General features: G+C 46.2%; 17 protein-coding genes, 1 other RNA gene and 4 pseudogenes. 4 read left to right on the forward strand and 18 right to left on the reverse strand.

Annotation, left to right across the window (positions count from 1 at the left end):
- The 13 genes and pseudogenes from C3V36_00320 to C3V36_00380 all read right to left on the reverse strand — a co-directional run bounded on the left by C3V36_00320 (nt 1) and on the right by C3V36_00380 (nt 13,879).
- Nucleotides 1-714 (reverse strand): orotidine-5'-phosphate decarboxylase, encoded by a 714-nt coding sequence (locus C3V36_00320; protein AVM67844.1) that lies wholly within the window; start codon nt 712-714, stop codon nt 1-3.
- Between the two features lie 83 nt (nt 715-797).
- A complete protein-coding gene (locus C3V36_00325; GenBank protein ID AVM67845.1) occupies nt 798-2,138 on the reverse strand; it encodes a glucose-6-phosphate isomerase in 1,341 nt (446 codons plus the stop codon).
- A gap of 133 nt (nt 2,139-2,271) precedes the next feature.
- Nucleotides 2,272-2,606: RNase P RNA component class A (rnpB, locus tag C3V36_00330), an RNA gene on the reverse strand.
- An 8-nt stretch (nt 2,607-2,614) separates the two neighbouring features.
- Nucleotides 2,615-4,699, reverse strand: coding sequence for a hypothetical protein (locus C3V36_00335; GenBank protein ID AVM67846.1), 2,085 nt, complete (start codon nt 4,697-4,699; stop codon nt 2,615-2,617).
- 6 nt (nt 4,700-4,705) lie between these two features.
- A complete protein-coding gene (gene lepB, locus C3V36_00340) occupies nt 4,706-5,401 on the reverse strand; it encodes a signal peptidase I (protein ID AVM67847.1) in 696 nt (231 codons plus the stop codon).
- 113 nt (nt 5,402-5,514) lie between these two features.
- Entirely contained in the window at nt 5,515-6,567 is a 1,053-nt protein-coding gene (locus tag C3V36_00345) for a tRNA preQ1(34) S-adenosylmethionine ribosyltransferase-isomerase QueA (GenBank protein ID AVM67848.1), read from the reverse strand.
- Between the two features lies 1 nt (nt 6,568).
- Complete coding sequence (locus C3V36_00350) at nt 6,569-8,986, reverse strand: phenylalanine--tRNA ligase subunit beta (protein AVM67849.1); 2,418 nt, start codon at nt 8,984-8,986, stop codon at nt 6,569-6,571.
- A 10-nt stretch (nt 8,987-8,996) separates the two neighbouring features.
- Nucleotides 8,997-10,022 carry a phenylalanine--tRNA ligase subunit alpha gene (locus C3V36_00355; GenBank protein AVM67850.1) on the reverse strand — a complete coding sequence of 342 codons (1,026 nt, stop codon included), beginning with the start codon at nt 10,020-10,022 and terminating at the stop codon, nt 8,997-8,999.
- Between the two features lie 122 nt (nt 10,023-10,144).
- Entirely contained in the window at nt 10,145-11,206 is a 1,062-nt protein-coding gene (locus C3V36_00360) for a hypothetical protein (protein AVM67851.1), read from the reverse strand.
- Nucleotides 11,207-11,549: 343 nt separating this feature from the next.
- Nucleotides 11,550-11,630 (reverse strand): annotated as a pseudogene (locus tag C3V36_00365) (conjugal transfer protein).
- 66 nt (nt 11,631-11,696) lie between these two features.
- Nucleotides 11,697-12,224, reverse strand: a complete 528-nt coding sequence (locus C3V36_00370; GenBank protein AVM67852.1) for a PadR family transcriptional regulator — start codon at nt 12,222-12,224, stop codon at nt 11,697-11,699.
- A gap of 12 nt (nt 12,225-12,236) precedes the next feature.
- Nucleotides 12,237-12,869, reverse strand: a complete 633-nt coding sequence (locus C3V36_00375; protein AVM67853.1) for a transcriptional regulator — start codon at nt 12,867-12,869, stop codon at nt 12,237-12,239.
- A gap of 167 nt (nt 12,870-13,036) precedes the next feature.
- The gene (locus C3V36_00380) at nt 13,037-13,879 is read right to left on the reverse strand and encodes an AraC family transcriptional regulator (protein AVM67854.1); all 843 of its coding nucleotides are present in this window, start codon (nt 13,877-13,879) and stop codon (nt 13,037-13,039) included.
- Between the two features lie 413 nt (nt 13,880-14,292).
- On the opposite strand from C3V36_00380, the pseudogene C3V36_00385 reads away from it, so the two are divergent.
- The 4 genes and pseudogenes from C3V36_00385 to C3V36_00400 all read left to right on the forward strand — a co-directional run bounded on the left by C3V36_00385 (nt 14,293) and on the right by C3V36_00400 (nt 16,136).
- Nucleotides 14,293-14,625 (forward strand): annotated as a pseudogene (locus C3V36_00385) (helix-turn-helix domain-containing protein).
- Nucleotides 14,626-14,680: 55 nt separating this feature from the next.
- A pseudogene (locus C3V36_00390) lies at nt 14,681-15,433 on the forward strand (hypothetical protein).
- Nucleotides 15,434-15,567: 134 nt separating this feature from the next.
- On the forward strand, nt 15,568-15,774 hold the full coding sequence (locus tag C3V36_00395) for a conjugal transfer protein (protein ID AVM67855.1): 207 nt from the start codon (nt 15,568-15,570) through the stop codon (nt 15,772-15,774).
- Nucleotides 15,771-16,136: a conjugal transfer protein gene (locus tag C3V36_00400; GenBank protein AVM67856.1), complete on the forward strand. Its 366-nt coding sequence runs from the start codon at nt 15,771-15,773 to the stop codon at nt 16,134-16,136. The genes C3V36_00395 and C3V36_00400 overlap by 4 nt, the downstream gene beginning before the upstream one ends.
- 180 nt (nt 16,137-16,316) lie before the next feature.
- Here the strand turns inward: C3V36_00400 and C3V36_00405 are convergent, their stop codons facing one another.
- The 5 genes and pseudogenes from C3V36_00405 to C3V36_00425 form a co-directional block, all read right to left on the reverse strand.
- Nucleotides 16,317-16,739 (reverse strand): conjugal transfer protein, encoded by a 423-nt coding sequence (locus C3V36_00405; GenBank protein AVM67857.1) that lies wholly within the window; start codon nt 16,737-16,739, stop codon nt 16,317-16,319.
- A 27-nt stretch (nt 16,740-16,766) separates the two neighbouring features.
- Nucleotides 16,767-17,201, reverse strand: coding sequence for a hypothetical protein (locus tag C3V36_00410; GenBank protein AVM67858.1), 435 nt, complete (start codon nt 17,199-17,201; stop codon nt 16,767-16,769).
- Nucleotides 17,198-17,824, reverse strand: coding sequence for a VOC family protein (locus C3V36_00415; GenBank protein AVM67859.1), 627 nt, complete (start codon nt 17,822-17,824; stop codon nt 17,198-17,200). Before C3V36_00415 ends, C3V36_00410 begins: the two co-directional genes overlap by 4 nt.
- A gap of 21 nt (nt 17,825-17,845) precedes the next feature.
- A pseudogene (locus C3V36_00420) lies at nt 17,846-18,350 on the reverse strand (hypothetical protein).
- A gap of 37 nt (nt 18,351-18,387) precedes the next feature.
- Nucleotides 18,388-18,735, reverse strand: coding sequence for a hypothetical protein (locus C3V36_00425; protein AVM67860.1), 348 nt, complete (start codon nt 18,733-18,735; stop codon nt 18,388-18,390).
- Nucleotides 18,736-18,849: the final 114 nt, after the last annotated feature.

The raw sequence follows: 18,849 nt of genomic DNA on the forward strand, positions 1-18,849 counted from the left end.
TTATTCTCCTAAAAAGTCCTTTTTAATTTGCCGGTACGCCGCGACCGGATCGGCTGCCTTTGTAATCGGCCGTCCAACCACGATATAATCTGAACCAAGTTCTCTGGCCATTTGCGGTGTCACCACCCGGGCCTGATCACCGACTTCGGCATCTGCTGGCCGGATACCCGGTGTAACCGTGATAAAATCTTCCCCTAAACTGTCCTTAATTCGCCGTACTTCCAGTGCCGAACAAACTACTCCGTCTAAGCCGCTATTTTTTGCATTTTGGGCATAGGCCAAAACCGTGTCCTCCATTTTGGCTGTAATCAGCAGTTCCTCCCGCAGCATATCGGCGCTGGTCGAGGTCAACTGAGTAACCGCAATCAAAAGCGGTTTATTTGCCGCCGGATACTCCTTTACTGCCTCGGCCGCTGCCTGCATCATCTTACTGCCGCCGCCGGCATGCAGATTCATAATATCCGCTCCCAAGTTTAAGCAGGACTTCGTTGCTCCGGCCACTGTATTGGGAATATCATGAAACTTCAAATCCAAAAATACTTTATGCCCCTGCTGTTTAATTGTTTCCACAATCGACGGCCCGGCTGCGTAAAAAAGCTCCATGCCTATCTTTACAAAAATCGGCTGGTCAAACTTCTCAGTAAAGGCAAGTGCCTGCTGAGCACTAGGAAAATCCAGTGCCACGATTACATCTTTTGCATTGATTTGATTCATTGCAGTTCCCTCCTAATTATAATACGGATATCTGATAAATCCTTGCCCAGAATGCCGGCATTGGATTTCCATGCTTTTGGCCCTTATATCCTTTTTTCCAGTTCAGCCTTTAAATCCTCATAGCCTTTTTTGCCCAAGAGTGCAAACATATTTTTCTTATAAGCCTCTACACCCGGCTGGTCAAACGGATTGACTCCCAGCAAATAGCCGCTGACGGCGCAGGCTTTTTCAAAGAAATAAATCAACTGGCCCAAATGAAAAGCATCCAGTTTTTCAACATGAATCAGCAGATTTGGCGTACCGCCGTCCAAATGCGCCAATAACGTTCCCTCAAAAGCCTTTTCATTGACAAAGTGGAAACCCTGACCGCTCAAATAATTGAGGCCGTCCAAATCCTCCGCTTCCCGGCCGATCGTCATATCGGCTGCACTGTTTTCAATATGAATGACGGTTTCAAACAAATCACGCCGTCCTTCCTGAATATATTGACCCATCGAATGCAAATCCGTGGAAAAATGCACCGCCGCCGGGAAAATACCTTTGTGATCTTTGCCCTCGGACTCACCGTAAAGCTGTTTCCACCACTCGGCAAAGAAAAACAGCACCGGCTCATAATCCACCAAAATTTCCGTGGTCTTGCCTTGATTGTACAAAATATTCCGAGCCGCCGCATATTGATAGCACATATTTTGGGAAAAATCCGCATTGCTGTATTCAGTTTGACCGGCCTGCGCGCCCCGCATCAGCTCATCAATGTCAATACCGCTGACGGCAATCGGTAAAAGCCCTACCGCGGTTAAAACCGAATACCGGCCGCCGATATCATCGGCGATAACAAAGGTTTCATAACCTTCCTTATCGGCTAAACCGCGCAGCGCTCCTCTGGCTTTATCGGTGGTTGCAAAAATCCGGCCGGCGGCTTCCTGCTTGCCGTATTTTTCTTCCATCCAGTTTTTCAGCACCCGAAACGCAATCGCCGGCTCAGTGGTTGTACCCGACTTCGAGATTACATTTAAGCAAACTTCTTTGCCCTCCAAAAAATCAACCAGCTGCTTTAAATAACTGCCGCTGATATTATTGCCGGCATAAACAATTTGCGGTGTCCGGCGTTTTTCTTTGGACTGCCAGTTATAAAAATAATTATTCAGCGCATCAATCACCGCCTTAGCGCCCAGATAAGAACCGCCGATGCCGATTACCACCAGCACATCCGCCTTTTCCTGAATCCGCCGAGCAGCCTGCTTAATTCTGGCAAACTCTTCCTTGTCATAATCGGTCGGCAAGTTCAGCCAACCTAAAAAGTCATTGCCTGCTCCGCTCCGCTCGGACAGCTCCGTATGTGCCGCCATGGTCAGCGCCTGCATCCTGCCCAACTCGCCTGCGTCAATTCCGCTTTTGGAATAGTCAAACCGTATTGCCATCATTTCCTCCTCTTTGCTTTTTGCTGATTATTAACTCAACTCTGTCAAAATACTTTGCCTTTGGTGTCATCATGCGCAGCTTTCCGTCATTTCAAATCCACGCCAAGCTTATTTCTCAAAACTTTTTCTATTTTTTAATATGAGCAGGCAGATAAGCCGAGTTCTGTCGTGAACGATCATCTATCTGGCTTTACCGTTGCCGGTAAAATCTAGCGACCTACCTAAACCTCGCGGGCAGCTTACGGTTTGCTTTGGTCTTGCTCCGAGTGGGGTTTACATATGCCCTCGCTGTTACCAGAGAGGCGGTAAGCTCTTACCCTACCTTTCCACCCTTACCTTACTTTGTGTAAGGCGGTTTATTTCTGTTGCACTATCCTTGGAGTCACCTCCACCGGACGTTATCCGGCACTCTTGCCCTGTGGAGCTCGGACTTTCCTCACCGAAAAACGGTGCGATCGTTTTGCCTACTCAAATTTATTTTATTCCTTTGGCGCTGACTGCGCAAGTTTTTTTGATTTCTTTTTTCGAAAATATTTTATCTTTCGGCCTGCCTGGCCTCCGACCTCTGCTTTCACCGGCGAATGAACCGGCTGCTGATTCGGTTTTACCCCTTTGGCCGGTTTTTTAGCCTTGGGCGGCACCGGCTGTTTTAAATGAATTTCCGATTTCGGATAAATAATCAGTTTTTCCTTGGCCGCTCCGGCTGTTTTAGCCTTTTCCTGATGCTTATTAGCCTTTGACTTCGGCAGCTGTACTACTGCTTTGCCCGTTTGTTTCGGCTGATTGGCCTTTTTCGGCTGATTGGACTTTTTCGCCTGATTGTTCTGACCGGTTATTTGGGGACTTATCTGGCCAGTCATTGGCTTAACCGCCAACCCAGCCGCTTCTTTCGATTGATTGACCCAATCGGATAAGCTCTTTGTTTTAGCCGGAACAACCGGTTGATTCGCCGGCACCTTGACGGGGGCTTTGCCCTTTTTGAGCTTTTTGGTCTGCTTCGGCTGTTTGACCTGCTTTTCCTGATTGGTTTGTTTCGGCTGTTTGGTTTGCTTTTCCTGATTGGCCGGTTTCGCTTGGTTGGCTTGTTTTTCCTGACTGGCCGGTTTCGCTTGGTTGGCTTGTTTTTCCTGATTAGCTTGTCCGGTGGCCGGCTTGGTTTTAGCCGGCAGCAGTGACAGATTGTCCAGCGCCTTGACTGTTTCTTTGACCTGATCAGTCTGTTTCGACTGTTTGGCCTGCTTTTCCTGATTGACCTGTTTCGGCTGTTTGGTTTGCTTTTCCTGATTAGTCTGTCCGGTGGCCGGCTTGGTTTTAGCCGGCAGCAGTGACGGATTGTCCTGCGCCTTGGCTGCTTCCTTGGCCTGCTTCGTTTGGTTGGCCTGACCGGTGGAAGGCTTGGCCTGCGGCTTCGGCGGATGAACTGCCGCTTGTTTTCGCTTTTCTTCCGCCTTTAAGCGCAAACTTACTTTTTGCGGCTTCTCCTTTATTTTCAGCAAAGTCGGCCGTTGATTCCCGCTTTCCCGGCTCTTTCCGTTCTTGCCGTTTTCCCCGTTTTGACTATGATAGGTCGTTTCCGACTTTTGCGGCTTTTCCGACTCCTGCCAATTTTTATCCACCACGGCTCCGTCATAGGAATACTTATCGGTATCCTCCGGCCGAATCCACCGGTGATAACCGATGGAAAGCACTTTTGTCAAAACAAAAATCGCGGCTAACAAGGCGGTTTCCCATTGAATATAAAATACCATCGACCGGCCCTCGCCGCCAAAGCGATAAAAAGCTGCCAGGCCGCCGGCAAAAAGGACTCCTGCCAGGCCGATTAAACCCTTTTCATATCTCAGCCGGCGCATATAATTTGCTAAAAACAGCAGCCCCGCCGCCGCTCCGATCACAATGAAAGGCCAACTGCTTTCCCGAAAGCCCAAAGTCAAAAGCTGCAAGACCAATAATCCTTCCAGAAAAAAGCACCAGCCCTGATGATTATATTTATTGGTGTAAATTACCGACTGTTTGAGGAGCAGGGCCGATATCAGTATCCACAGCAAAGCCGATACCGGTACCTTTAAAATAACCGGCAGCCACATGGCTGTCATTAAAAACAGGCTTAACAGATTCGTGCCGTAATTTTTAAAGAACTGATCCCATTGCTTGGGAAAATAAATCCGATTCAGAGTCAGGAAGCCGCCTCGTGAGTTTTCCGTCAAAAATATAATTGCTAACACAAAGGGAAGGCTGATCAGTTCCAAAGCAAAGTTTAACTGCACCTGCTCATAATTAAAAGTATTCAACTCCAGTACCAACGCAGAAGCGACAATATTGCCGATAATCATCCGCCCGTTTTCCGAATAAAAATTATTCGTAAAGTTCGGGGATCTTTTGCGCAGAGCAACCGCCGCCTGCTCATGATTTACAACCTGCACCGCCAGGCAAAGCAATGCCAGCCCCGGAATATATGCAGATTGCCCGATATCCTCCAGCACCTTTAGCCGGAACAATATATACAAAAAGGAAACAGCTATCACCGCCCAAATCAAAACCTGCGTTTGATCTTTATTTTGCTTCATAGCTTATTATACGCCCCCCAACTTACCCAGGGGCCAAAACCGAATCCATACCCGGCCTTCGATTTGCTCCCGCTTAATGCAGCCAAAGTCACGACTGTCATAACTCATCCCCCGATTATCGCCTATCACAAAGTACTGACCGTCCGGCACGGTAAAAGGATACTGAATACTGTCCTTGGGATAGGTCGGCTGCTGGGCATAGTCTTCCGCCAATTCCTTGCCGTTGACAAAAACCTTGCCGTCTCGAATATTAATCTCATCGCCCGGCAATCCGATCACCCGCTTAACCAAACGGGTATTGACTTCTCGCCGGAAAAACTTAGCCGCCATGTCCTGATACAGGCGGACAAAGCGGGCACCGATCGACGGATCGACCGGATCCTTGATAAATACAATAATATCACCGGTTTCAGGATTACCGAAAGCATAGCTCAATTTTTCCACAATCAATTGATCGCCGCCAATCAGCGTTGTTTCCATCGAGCTTTGGCGAACCTGCGATAAGGTAAATACAAATATATTTAAAAAGTTGGTAATCAGTAATGCAATTACAATTACTTTAATTAAATCCAGTATTTCCCTTTTCCAATTAAACTTTTTTTCCTCCTCGCCCTCCGGAGTGGGCGCAGAATCCTGAACTGCATTCGGCTTTTTTTCATCCGACGGGCTCAACAAATCCTGAGAACTTTTTTCGTTTTCCATACGTCACCTCTTACATCATTCTATTTTATAGCAAAGCGCTTATTTACAGCCTCTTTGCCATTATACTACATTACCCGGCAAGTTACAAGTACCGGCTAAATCCAGCTTTTATCCTATATCAGCAGCATGGCATCGCCAAACGAAAAAAAGCGATACCTTTGCCTGACGGCTTCGGCATAAGCCGCTAAGACAAACTCCCGACCGGCAAAAGCACTGACCAGCATAATTAGGCTTGATTTGGGCAGATGAAAATTGGTAAGCAGCCCATCAATCACCCGAAAAGAATAGCCCGGATAGATAAAAATATCCGTCCACTTAGAGCTTTCCGCTAGATAGCCGTTTTCGTCAGCTAAGGATTCCAACGTCCGGCAGGCCGTTGTTCCGACCGCAATCACCCGACCGCCGCCGGCCTTGGCCTGATTGATCAAATCTGCGTCTTTCTGCCGGATCTGGCAAAACTCGGCATGCATCTGATGCTCCAAAACATTTTCCGCCTTAACCGGCCGAAAAGTTCCCAGCCCGACATGCAAAGTAACAAAGGCCAAACTGACACCGCGATTCTGAATTGTTGTCAAAAGTTCCTCGGTAAAGTGCAGCCCGGCCGTCGGTGCCGCCGAAGAGCCCTTGTACTTACAGTAAACGGTCTGATAGCGCTCCTGATCCTCCAAGCGCTCATGAATATACGGCGGCAGCGGCATCGTGCCTAATTCGTCCAAAACTTCCTCAAAAATACCGTCCAGTTCAAACTCGATCAGCCGGTTGCCGTTCTCCAGAACATCGACAATCCGGCCGGTCAGCCGACCGCCGCCAAAACTCAAAACCGCTCCGGTTCTGGTTTTTTTGCCGGGTTTAGTCAGTACTTCCCACTGTCTGTCGCTTTTTCTGGTCAGAAGCAAAACTTCGGCTGCTGCCTTTCGGTCTTTAATTTCTCCGATCAATCTGGCCGGCAGCACCCGGCTATCATTTAAGACCAAACAATCGCCCGGCTGCAAATAATCCAAAATATCGGTAAACTTCCGGTTCCGGATCGTCTGCTCCGCCCGGTTTAAGACCATCAGCCGCGAATCCGACCGGACTTTCAGCGGCATCTGCGCAATTAATTCCTCCGGCAGGAAGAAGTCATAGTCCTGCGTTCTTCCGGCCAGAGTATTTGTTTTTTCCATCATCTCAATCTCTCAGTCTGATTCCGTATGCCGTTTCGAGCTTGCGTAAAATTCGGTCAATCACCTGATTGATTTCATTTTCCGTTAAGGTATGATCCTTACTCCGCAGCTTTAAGGCATAAGCCATTGATTTATAACCCTTTTCGATTTGTTCCCCCTGATACAGATCGAACAATTCCGCTTTTTCCAGAAGCTTGCCGGATTCGGTCCGGAAAATTTCTTCAATTTGAGCGGCCAGCACTTCTTCTTTGACCAGCAGTGCCAAATCCCGGCTGACTGCCGGATACTTGGGAATTGCTTCGTATTTTTTTGCCGGATTGATGTTCTGGAAAATTTCATCCAGTTCCAGCATCAGCAAATAAGTTCTGGCGCCGATTTCATAATTTTCGGCAGTCAGCGGATGCACTTCGCCCAAATAACCCACCGGCCGCTCTGCCAGCAAAATATCGGCCTGCCGGTTCGGGTGAAAGAAGGAATGTGCTGACGGCTGATAGCGGAAGCTTTCCCCCAGTTTAGCCGCCAAGGTTTCAGCAATTCCTTTCATATCAAAGAAATCCTTTTTGCCGTAGTGGCCGACAATCAGGCAGTTTTTCTCCTGCGGCATTTCGGCGTTTTTATCGCTGTTGTCTACCGGTTCGGCGGTAGGCAGATAAATCCGGCCAATTTCAAATAAGGTCACATCACTGTTGCGGTGATTGTAATTGGTAGCCAGCGAGGTTAAAATACCGTTCAGCATGCACGTCCGCATCATACTGAAATCCTCGCCCAAAGGATTTTGGATAACCAATGCCCGGCGATAGGCATGTTCCGGGGAAAGCCGCAATTTTTCAAAGACCTTGGGGCTTTCAAATGAGTATTCCACCGCCTCATTTGCTCCCATTGCCAGCAGCGCCGCTACTACGGTATCTTCCGCTTTCTGGTTAAAGCTCTTATGGCCGACCGTCGGATTTTCGCTGTTAATGGTGGTAGCAATCCGGTCATATCCATAAATCCGGGCAACTTCTTCAGCCAAATCCGCCATGCCCTCAACATCGGCCCGGTAAGTCGGAATCGTGACCTGACCGGCCGCTTCATCAACCGTAAAGGTCAGCCGCCGGAAAATAGCCGCCATTTCCTGCCCGGTCAGCTCCGTGCCCAGCAGCCGGTTAATCGCCGCCGCATCATAGGGCAGTGTTCTTTCTTTTCGCGGCTCGGGATAAATATCAATCTGGCCTTCGATAATTTCTCCGGCCTCCAGCTCGGCAATCAAAGCACAGGCTCTTTTAATGGCAAACTCGGCCAGATTCGGATCCAAATGCTTTTCAAAACGGGAGGACGAATCCGAGCGCAAGCCCAATTTTTTGCTGGTATGACGAATATTCGTACCGTTAAAGGTCGCCGCTTCAAATAAAATCGTGGTGGTTTCCTCGGTAATCTTAGACAGTTCGCCGCCCATTACCCCGGCAATGCCGACCGCTTTTTCGGCATCGGCAATCACCAGCATGGTTTCATCTAAATTACGGTCTATTCCGTCTAAGGTCTGCATCTGTTCTCCGGCCTGCGCCCGCCGGACGATAATCTCGGCGCCGGATAGCTTGGTCAAATCAAAGGCATGCATCGGCTGGCCGGTTTCCAACATCACAAAATTAGTGATATCAACAATATTATTGATCGGCCGCAGCCCGGCTGACCGGATTTTTTCCTGAAACCACCGGGGCGAGGGCTTGACTTGAATATTTTTCACGATTTTGCCGATATAGCGATAGCACAAATCCGCTGCCGGAACAGAAATTTTAACCATTTCCCGAATATTGCCTCTGACTTCCGGAAAAGAAAGGGATGGCAGCGTCAGCCGGCGGTCAAAAGCAGCCGCCGCTTCTCTGGCCACGCCAATCACCGAAAAGCAGTCCGCCCGGTTAGAGGTAATCTCATACTCGACAACCGTATCGCCCAAGCCGAACAAAGCCTTGACTTCATCTCCCAAAGCCACACCTTTTTCCTTCAGCAGTGCTTCATCAAAAATATAAATCCCATGCTCCGGCGCTTCCGGGAAGTCCTCCCGGCTTAAGCCCAGTTCTTCAACCGAGCACATCATGCCGCTTGACTCCACTCCCCGGAGCTTACCGCTTTTAATCTTTACGCCGCCCGCCAGCGAAGCCCCAACCAGAGCCACCGGCACATAATCGCCGGCCGCAATATTCTTGGCACCGGTTACGACTTGAATCGTTTCGCTGCCGACAGCAACCTGTGTTACCACTAATTTATCGGCATCCGGATGTGCCTCCACTGATAAAATCCGGCCCAAAACCACGCGCTGAATCTCCTCGCCGGAGGTTTCCGCCCGTTCAACCTTGGTGCCGGTCATTGTCATTTTATCACAAAACGCCGCAATATCAGGCGTTGTTTCTACATATTCAGACAGCCACTTCATTGAAATATTCATTGTCAGCCTCCTAAAATTGCTCTAAAAAGCGTTTGTCGTTTTCATAAAACAGTCGAATATCATTGATCCCGTAGCGCAGCATTGTGATTCTCTCCAAACCCATACCAAAGGCAAAACCGCTGTATACTTCCGGGTCAATTCCGCTCATCTTCAGGACATTGGGATGAACCATGCCGCAGCCTAAGATTTCAATCCAGCCCGTGCCCTTGCAAACCTTACATTCATGGTCATGTCCGCCGCAAATCACGCAGGACATATCAACTTCCGCACTCGGCTCGGTAAACGGGAAAAAATGCGGCCGGAACTTAACCTTGACTTCATCGCCGTATAGGTTTTTAATAAAGACTTCCAGCGCTCCTTTTAAGTCGCCCATCGTTACATTTTTATCAACTACCAGACCCTCAATCTGATGAAAAATCGGCGAATGGGTTGCATCCACCTCATCCGAACGATAGACCCGTCCCGGCGCAATAATCCGAATCGGCGGCTGGGTCTTTTCCATCACTCTGACCTGTACCGGCGAGGTTGCCGTCCGCAGCATCAGATTCGGGTTAAAATACAGCGTATCCTGCTCGTCCTTGGCCGGATGCTCCTCGGGAATATTCAGGGCATCAAAGTTATAATAGGCATTTTCAATCTCCGGCCCTTCGGCAATGGAATAGCCCATGCCGATAAAAATATTTTTAATGTCCTCGAGCACGGTTTTCATCGGATGACGATGACCCAACTCGGGGAGTCTGGCCGGCAGCGTCACATCTATTTTTTCCACGGCCAGCTTCAGGTTCAAGGCCCGGTCGGCCAATTCTTTGCGCCGTGTTTCCAGCATATCTTCCATCACCTGCCGGACTTCATTGACCAGCTGCCCCATCTTCGGCCGCTCTTCTTCCGATAGATCCCTCATCCCTTTAAGCAGCGCCGTCAGTTCGCCTTTCTTGCCCAGCATTTCAACCCGAATGGTTTCCAGATTTTTCAAATCCGTCGCCGCTTGGATTCCGCTTAATGCTTTCTGTCTGATTGCTTCCAGTTGTTCTCTCATTTCCTGTGTCCTTTCTGATTTTCTCAACTTTCCCCTATAGAAGCTGCAAATCGCCTGACTTCCTTTTTCCATACAGTATAGCATTTTGCCCTATGTTTTGCAAGAAAAAAGGTGTTTGAGTTTTAAGCAAAGCTCCGCTTATCGGAACGGTAGCTGCTGCTTTTTCTTAAACCCGCATTGATGGCTTTGACCGCATGGTAATAGCCCGGCATCCGATGATTTTTAACGGCTGCCCAGCGGGGAAAGACCTTGGTATAATCCCGCCGAAACACCAACACGTGACCAAACTTATGATACATTGTCCGTCTGCCGCCGGCCGGCCGAAAGCCCAGTGCGCCGAAACCTTCCGGCCCATAGCTGTCATAGGCGTTAAAAATATTCCAAATATTGGGATAACGATTTCTTCCGTCCTCCGTCAGGGCATTGAGCGAACCAAAGGTATAGGCAAACACCGTTTGCCCGAAGTCGGTCAAACGCGCTGAAATCAGCTGCGCCGCCGCCCCGCCCAGGCTGTAGCCGATAATTAAATATTTCAGCTTTCGGCCCTGCCAGTTTTTTTCATAGCGCTTCAAATACCGGCTCAGTCCGGTCAGCACTTTTTTCGCAAAAAGAACAAACGGCCGATACGTCGGATAGCCGTGCCAATTTTCCGCCCGGAGATTGCCGACGGTGCCCCAAAAATCATGAATCAGGCTCTCAGAAACTGTTTCCGTTCCCCGCAGCGTAATCAGAATCAGTTCGAACTCTTCGTTTTCTCCTTGCATCAACCGATGAGAAAGAGAAAAGGCAAAAGCCTGTTGATTCCGCCCCAATTTTTCTGTTTTGACTTTGGTTTTATCATAAGCACAGCGGTTATAGCTGTACAGCGAAATATCCTGCATTTGTAAATCTTCCGCCAAAGCCGGCGCCAAATACCGCGCCTCCCCCGGCCGGCCAACCCGGTCGCAGCTAACCGCCGCGATGGCTGCCGCCAGTTGCGCTAACGCCGGCCGATAGCGGTCAGGCCTGCCCGCAAACAGCTCCGGCCCAAAGCCGGCCTCTGCCTTCCCCGCGTCATAATCCGGTACATAGTGCAGTACAACTTTATTACTCATAATCTTCCTCTTTGATAGTTGACTGGTCAACTGTTTGTAATGACTTAACTTTCTCTTGACCGAAGCGCTGCGCACTTCTGCCGACGGCATCGCAATTCGCTTAAATCAATATTCTTATTGTATCACTAATTTCAGAATATTTCCAGCCTATCGAAGCGGAAATATATGCCCTCTCTCTCTAATTCTGTACAATAAACATATCACAAATTTTCCATTATCATTTTGAGTATTCTTAAATGCTCGTAAAGCCTTGCTGCATAGGCTTTCGGGTGTTTTTTCTTGTGAAAGCGAAAAAACACGGAGAATTCTTTTGTATAGATGGTGATGCGTCACCCTTGTAAATAATCGCCGTGCAAAACTGGCTTGTAATATATTTTTTCATAGCAATTCTCCCATACAAAAGAGCCGACAACATAAGATTTTATATCTTACATTATCGACTCTGCGTCTTTGCATCTGGCTCTTTAATAATTGTGGTTTTTAACTCTTTTATATTGGCCAAAGTTTCTTCACAATGCCGTCCTATGAATGGTTGTACATCCAACTTCATATACTATCTCCTCTGAAAAAACTTTAAATTTTATTGTGCTTGTAAATCTTGAATTTCAGACTCTAACCAATTTAGCTCTGCTTGGAGCATAGTTAGACCCAAACTGAATAACTGTCTGGCAGACCTTGGCAGGTATTGTCCTCCTGCTTGTTGATTCTTCAAGACTTGCAAATCCTTTTCCAAAATATATTTTCGTTCCGTAAGAGCCCGCAATAACTCTTTAGCGGACATATTCTGACTATTTGCCAATGCAGTCATAAAATGTGAGTTCGCCGGCTGTCGTTCTACTAATCGCTGACGCGTTTTTTCAATCAAAACTGTTAAACCCAGCTTTGTAATGCTATACTCTTTTTTATCTTTTCCCTTTGCCGGCATACTCTTTGCCAGACCTTTCTTCTCCAATTTTTCAAGTACATAATAAATTGAAGAAAAACCTACGTCTGTCCATTTTCTCATATCTCTATCAACAATAATTTTTTCAATCTGATAACCATGATGCGGCTGCTCTGCTAATATACCGAGGATTAATTCCTCTGTTAGGGATGTCTTGATAACCATTTTTTATTCTCCCTATTTCTTTTTAATCGGATGTCTGAGAATAGTTTTCAGTTTGGCAGGCTCTGTTTTACGAAAATCGCTGATATAGATTTCATGGTGCATACGCTCATCTGTAATATCCAGTTGATAGCCTTCATTTTCCATATAAGCATGCATTCGTTCAACTGTTATGGGCTCATCATTATAAGAACCGACATGCAAACATTGAACACATAAACCTTCGTCATAAGTAAAGTATTCCACCTTGGAAAAATCCATTTGCTTCTTAATTGTCGCTTGCTGGATAGCCCAGTCAAAATTTTCTTTGCTTACAAAATCCGGCAGACGAAGGAGAGAGATAAATTGAAAATCGCTTTTACGTTCATAATCAACACCTTTAATACCTTCCTGCCACCAAAAACCTTCTAATGGTGGCACAACGAAATCAAAGTAGCCATCCATGCGGTAATCTGTGTTTTTACTCATCTTGATGGTATAGGCAAGCGGGTAAAGTAAGTTAATGGCTTGTTTATACTCGCCACCTTCCTCATTCGGATTTCCTTTACCTCGAACTGCTAAAAAATTCATTTTGGGAATCTTAACAATCACCGGATTTGTCTTAGTTGGATAAAACTCCTTAAATTCTTTCTTAAAATCAAAAACCATGGGCAACTTTCTCCTCTGATAGTTATTTTTATATATATTCTATCACTAGAATACGATTTTGTAAATAAAAAATGCATAATAAAAAAACAGTAAATCACTTTGACTTACTGTTTAATGAATTGCAACAGCATAGCTTTTATTCCATTGTTTTAGGCAGCGAAACCTTACTAAGCTCTACATACAGGAATCCAAAGTTCCATTTTATACTCGGGACTGTGCATATCTCCTTCATAGTAATATTCAAAATCAGGACTTCCCGAATGTGCATAACCATGTTCCGGAAAAAATACTTCCATCACATATTTCCAACCGTTATGAATACACTCCGGCACACTTCCCTTTAATTCTACAACTGCATATTCTGCTTCCTTTACTGCCAAAACATCTAAACCCATACTTTTTGCTGTATCGACATCGGCAACAATATAGCCTGCCATATAGTTTATTGTGCTTGGATTTTCCACATCATGGCAAACACCGACACTCTCTCCATCTCCAAGTTTTGCCAATTCATCATGGCTATACTTTTCATATAGTTGATGCCATACAGCCGGACACAAGGATGAATTGATGTTTTGTTCGTTTACACCGGCAACTGTGAATGCTTCTTTCTTTTGAATTGTAATGTTCATGCTTCTTCCTCCTCTGACACTTAGTGCTAACTGCACTCGTGAAACTAATTTGAACGGTTTCCCTGTTCTTACTTCTGAAGGAGTAAATCCATGAAAAGTCTTAAATGCAGTTCCAAATGAATCCGATGATTCATAACCAAACCTGAATGCTATGTCTATTATCTTCTCATCCGTATCTCTTAGGTCAATAGCAGCTTCTGTTAATCTTCTGCTTCTTAAATATTCTGACAGAGTTGTTTCCGTTAGAATAGAAAACAAGCGGCTGAACATAGCATAAGAATATCCGGATAACTGAGTTACCTTCCTTTCATCTATCTCATCATCAAGAACTGTTTCAAGATAATCAATCGTATTATTAAACGATTTTATGATATTCATTTCATTTTCCTCCTTTCGACTATATTTTAGAGGAGTATTGTTTTTCCTGCCCTACAGTATTCGTACAAATTTTATCGGATTTCGATTATATCCCGATTACAACTTTCAAATTTGAAGCGCGCAAGCGTATACGTTGAATTATACTAAACTTTAATAACTAACCCTCAAACCCCTTGAAATACAAGGAAATTTGCAAGAGTACAAGTTGAATTTACTACCAATTTACTACTTTTGAGGAAAGAGCCTTGATGTGCTGTAAAAACTCTTGCGAATAAAGGTATTTTACCACAGATACGAAAGGTATGTTGCAGGGACCAAAATTAAATAGGAAATCGTAAAAGCGGTGATCTTTTGCTTCTGTAAAGGAAGTATAAGAACACCGCTTTTTTTATGCCCATGTTACGAAGTAGAGGCATATCGAGTATGAACACCTCATAAACGCAAAACGCCTTGACCGTGATCGCATTGATGAAATCCTTGACCTCATTCTTGAAACCGTATGCAGCCAAAGAAAGAAAATCCTGATTGCAGGCGATGAATACCCGGCGGAGCTTGTAAAGGCAAAATTTATGAAGCTTGACAGCAGCCACATTGAGTTTGTTCTTGACTGTATGCAGGAAAATACCACAAAGGTAAGAAACATCAAGCAGTATCTAAAGGCAGTGCTTTTCAACGCCCCGTCAACAATAGGAAACTATTACACCGCGCTTGTTAATCACGATATGTACGGAAGAAATGACTTCTAAAGGAGAAAATTTATGAAACAGGGAACCCTTATCTTTGATGAATACCACGATCGCTACGGCACTGAAAAAGGCATCTCCTGTTCCGATTGCCCTTGAGCATATCGAGGGAAGCGCCCACGGTTACTATCACCTTGCAGAAAAAAGAATTGCTATTGACGATAACATGAGCGAGCTGCAAACGCTAAAGACCGCCATTCACGAAATCGCCCATGCAAAGCTGCATGACATTGACCTGAATGCACCGAAAGAAGAAAAAGGAAATCACCCGAACCAGCGTACCCGAGAGGTTGAGGCGGAAAGCGTCGCCTATACCGTATGCCGGCACTACGGACTTGATACATCCGACTATTCTTTCGGATATGTTGCAGGCTGGAGCAGCGGAAAGGAATTGTCCGAATTAAAAGGCTCTCTTGAAGCCATCCGCCTTGCCGCATCGGAGCTGATTGACAGCATAGACGGACATTTTAAGGAGCTTCAAAGGGAAAGAGAAAATGAGCTTTCAGAAAAAGAAACGAAATCGCCTTTACAGGAAGAAAAACAGGAAGCGGCTTACCTGCTTGAAAGTGGAAACTATTTATATATTCAGACCTGCGAAACAGGCTACGACTATACTTTGTATCAGCCGGACTTTACAGACCTTGACGGCGGACAGCTTGATAATGAGGAAATCCCCATTGAAAAAGCCCGTGATGAAATCCTAAAAATGCACGAGCTTTCAGGGCAAGGATTAGAAGAAATCTCCATAGATGATTTTGAGAAAATGCAGGAAGAAGCTTCACAGGAAAAGGATGTAAGCGTGCAGGTAAAGTAAGGCGGAACCTCGCAGCCCTGATGAGCCGGAGAAAAAGCCGTCTATCAGGGAGCAGCTAAAGGAAGCAAAGAAACAGTCTGAACAGAAAAAACATAACACGAAAACAAAAAATCATGAATTGGAGGTATAGCATGAATCCTTTTACAGTTGAAGAAATGAATTTACTGGCTATTTACAGGGGCGAAACCAAGGAGGAAGTAACGGAGAAAATTGCATTTGCACTTTCCTTTATGGATTATGATATGCGGGAGCTTGCAAAGCGCACGGTCAAAAAGGTAAACAGCCTGTCCGATGAGGAATTTGCCGCGCTTTCCATTGATCCCGCCGATGAAATATGAGGAAGTCAAAAACGCTTTCACCCAAACAGGTAAAGCGTGTCAATCGCCTTATAAAAAAAGAATGCTGCAACTTTGATAACGGAAACTGCATTTTGCTTGATGACGGAGAAGCCTGCCCCTGCCCACAGCTTATATCCTGCTCCCTTCTTTGCCGCTGGTTTTCAGACGCGGTGCTTCCTCTTGACAGAGAGCTTTTTGCAGAGCTTTACGCCCCGGAAGAAAAACGCCGCTGCACCGTATGCGGAGCGCCCTTTGCATCAAAATCTAACAATGCGAAATATTGCCCCGATTGCAGAAAGAAAATCACAAGAAAGCAGGCGGCGGAAAGAATGCGAAAAAAGAGAAGCCTTGTTACGAAATAGAGGGTGGAAATGCTCTATATAATATGCTTGCTTTTTAGGAGAGTTTCAGCTTGCGGCAGGGATTCATACCTATATCCTTAAAAATGAGGTTTAACTGCGTAACACAAGGAAAAAATTCAAGAGAAAAACGGACGCGGCAGCCATGTATTTGTGGCCGCTGCGTCCGCTGTTTTTTTGTTATTAGAACCATAACGATTTTTCATCTCTGAATACGGGATTTTCGCCATCTGCATAGGGATCATATCTTTCTATATTGCAGCCGTACTCTTTAAGCTCTGCGATTTTTCCGTTCATATCCCATGTGATGAGCGAGATGCCGTCAAAGGCCTGCTCCGTGCCGTCTTTCATCCTGCATGAAAAGAACCAGCATACCGTCGTTTGATCACCGCTGTGGAAGAACCCCTGGATCTCCCATTTCAGGACATTGCCGCGCTCATTCCATTCCTGAAACCAGTGCCTGATCTTTTCGCTTCCGTGATATTCCGGTCCCCAGCTTTCGATATAAACTGCGTTCAGAGAAAACAGTTCTAAAATTCCGCCATCCTCCTTTGAAAGCCACATCGAAAACCATTTGCGGATGATTTCTTCTCTTTTCGTCTCCATTGTATCCTCTTTCTATATGTAACCTTCTTATTTCAGCAGCTTTTTCCATTTCCTCTGCCGGTGCGCATAGAATAGCTTTGCCCAGAGGCAGACGAACGCTGTTTTCCATCCGGCGTCGATCTCCACCTCGTCCTTGTACTGCGTATGGTTGTTGCCTAAGGGCTTTAAGCTGATCCGATGGTTCCATACCGGCACATGGGGATTGCCCTCATTGGAATAGATCGTAAGCGTTTCGCGGTCAAAGGTCACGATCCGTATGGTATGGATCCCAAAGGAAAGCAGCCCGAACAGGCGGAGGCGGAACCGGAATATCTCTCCGCAGCTCCATATCAGATCGTTCCTGCCGTCCGCCGGTTCAAAGGGTGCGGCGACATATTGCAGGGAGGAAAGGTTTTGCAGCTTTTCCCATACTACTTCTACTCCGGCCGGGAATACAGAGCTTTTGACGATCACCCTGCTCATACATTGCCCTTATCCGATTTTATAAATTCTACATGGATCCCGCCGCCCTCTGTAAGCTCCAGCCGCTTATCGTCGCACAGCTCCTGGATCACCGCAAAGCGGGAGGGATCGGTGCCGTAGACGACCTTGCCGACCTCCCGGATCCCATTCGGATGGACAAAATTTACAGGCTTCGGATCAACGGAAAAATAAGTCATCAGGAACGGGACATCCAGAGCCTCCGGAAAAGCAAGGCGGAAGCGCAGATCTCTGCCGTGGGTATCTACCCGGCGGTTGGGCGCCTTGCAGCTTTTAATTCCGTGCTTTTGCAAAATAGCAATTTCTCTGTTCAGGTCGGTTTCATAGTTCTCAAGGGCAAGCTCGCAATAGCCCGGGGTGCAGTCGTCAAGGCGCTGCAATCTGTCAATGATCATGCCTTTCCCAAAGAAACGCATGGCGGTCTTTGCTGCTCCGGGCATCCGTGTTCCGTCCAAAAGCTCGATAAAGGGACCGTTTGAGAAGTAGATCAATGCGTTGATGGGATTTTTCTTTCTCCCGTATTCAACGGCAAAGCCCTTTTCCCTGTATTCCTGCACAGCGCGGTCAAGCCGCTCGACTTTTAAAATGATATGGCTTAATTTCATGGGTAATTCCTTTTCCAACTCCTAAAATGTAAGAACGACAAAATGCCGGATCAAAAGCGCAAGCCCTGTCTGTATAAGCGCATAAAGAGGCACAATAAGAAACGGCCAGAAAAACAAATGTTCCGGCAGAGCGAGTTTTCGCATCCAATTTTTTGTTTCATAATCAGGGTGATCTTCTGTCCCCGGAAGCATAACGCGAGTTTTCTGCTTTGAGAACAGCACTCCGTCAAGAAAGATCAGGTCACCGAAGTTCACAGCCGGACAGGAACAGCATCCAAAAATCGCTCGTTCCCGCATAAACGGCGCTGACCGCTCCATAGAGAAACAGCGGCAAAAGCAAAAAACACATGATTTTCGCACCTGCTTTCTTTTCTTCTTTTGTTGCAGGATTCGGCGCTGCTTGTTGAATGGACTTCGGGTAACTGCTGAAAAAGTATCGTGAGTTAATTAAAATAAATACGGCGGCCAGTCCATTGAAATAGACCGCCATCATGATCCCATCCAAAATCGCTCTTATTATATCCATAGAAACCTCGTTTCTCTTTAATTCTCAACATGAACATCTATCTTACTATTTTCCCGGCAGTGAGCAGCTGGTATGCCGTAAGCGGGATATAGCATGCAGCGACAAGCAGCTTCCACAGAAGAACAACAAAGCCGATCATTCCGCCTGCTATGATATTTACCGTAAATATTCCCACCGTGGCAGTAAAGTCATGATTTACCGGAATCAGCCATAAAAACATTCTTCTGATACCGAAAGGAACGCCGCAAAACAGCCATACATAAAAAAAGTTTGTTTCTCCGTTTTGTGTAAAGATGCTTTTTCCCCAATAAAAGAGAAATGCTGTCAGCAGAACAGGCACTATTACTTTCTTAAAAAAATCTTTCCATATTTCTCCGCGCGTCATAATATCAGCTCTTTTTCTTTCGGGAACTGCTTTCTGTCCTTAAATATATTGTCTTTCCCGTTTCTTTAGTTAGTCATAGCATACCATGAAATTTATTCTCCGTCAACAAGAAGA

The organism is Lachnospiraceae bacterium oral taxon 500, assembly GCA_002999035.1.
Taxonomy (GTDB): Bacteria; Bacillota; Clostridia; order Lachnospirales; family Vallitaleaceae; genus W11650.

Bases quoted from the DNA above. Each gene is read 5' to 3' on its own strand.
- C3V36_00400 (AVM67856.1), top strand. From the start codon at position 15,771: ATGAGGAAGTCAAAAACGCTTTCACCCAAACAGGTAAAGCGTGTCAAT.
- C3V36_00345 (AVM67848.1), bottom strand. From the start codon at position 6,567: ATGATGGAAAAAACAAATACTCTGGCCGGAAGAACGCAGGACTATGAC.
- C3V36_00410 (AVM67858.1), bottom strand. From the start codon at position 17,201: ATGAGCAGGGTGATCGTCAAAAGCTCTGTATTCCCGGCCGGAGTAGAA.
- C3V36_00375 (AVM67853.1), bottom strand. From the start codon at position 12,869: ATGGTTTTTGATTTTAAGAAAGAATTTAAGGAGTTTTATCCAACTAAG.
- lepB (AVM67847.1), bottom strand. From the start codon at position 5,401: ATGGAAAACGAAAAAAGTTCTCAGGATTTGTTGAGCCCGTCGGATGAA.
- C3V36_00380 (AVM67854.1), bottom strand. From the start codon at position 13,879: ATGAATATCATAAAATCGTTTAATAATACGATTGATTATCTTGAAACA.
- C3V36_00335 (AVM67846.1), bottom strand. From the start codon at position 4,699: ATGAAGCAAAATAAAGATCAAACGCAGGTTTTGATTTGGGCGGTGATA.
- C3V36_00350 (AVM67849.1), bottom strand. From the start codon at position 8,986: ATGAATATTTCAATGAAGTGGCTGTCTGAATATGTAGAAACAACGCCT.
- C3V36_00360 (AVM67851.1), bottom strand. From the start codon at position 11,206: ATGCCGTCGGCAGAAGTGCGCAGCGCTTCGGTCAAGAGAAAGTTAAGT.
- C3V36_00425 (AVM67860.1), bottom strand. From the start codon at position 18,735: ATGACGCGCGGAGAAATATGGAAAGATTTTTTTAAGAAAGTAATAGTG.
- C3V36_00415 (AVM67859.1), bottom strand. From the start codon at position 17,824: ATGAAATTAAGCCATATCATTTTAAAAGTCGAGCGGCTTGACCGCGCT.
- C3V36_00395 (AVM67855.1), top strand. From the start codon at position 15,568: ATGAATCCTTTTACAGTTGAAGAAATGAATTTACTGGCTATTTACAGG.
- C3V36_00320 (AVM67844.1), bottom strand. From the start codon at position 714: ATGAATCAAATCAATGCAAAAGATGTAATCGTGGCACTGGATTTTCCT.
- C3V36_00325 (AVM67845.1), bottom strand. From the start codon at position 2,138: ATGATGGCAATACGGTTTGACTATTCCAAAAGCGGAATTGACGCAGGC.
- C3V36_00405 (AVM67857.1), bottom strand. From the start codon at position 16,739: ATGGAGACGAAAAGAGAAGAAATCATCCGCAAATGGTTTTCGATGTGG.
- C3V36_00370 (AVM67852.1), bottom strand. From the start codon at position 12,224: ATGGTTATCAAGACATCCCTAACAGAGGAATTAATCCTCGGTATATTA.
- C3V36_00355 (AVM67850.1), bottom strand. From the start codon at position 10,022: ATGAGAGAACAACTGGAAGCAATCAGACAGAAAGCATTAAGCGGAATC.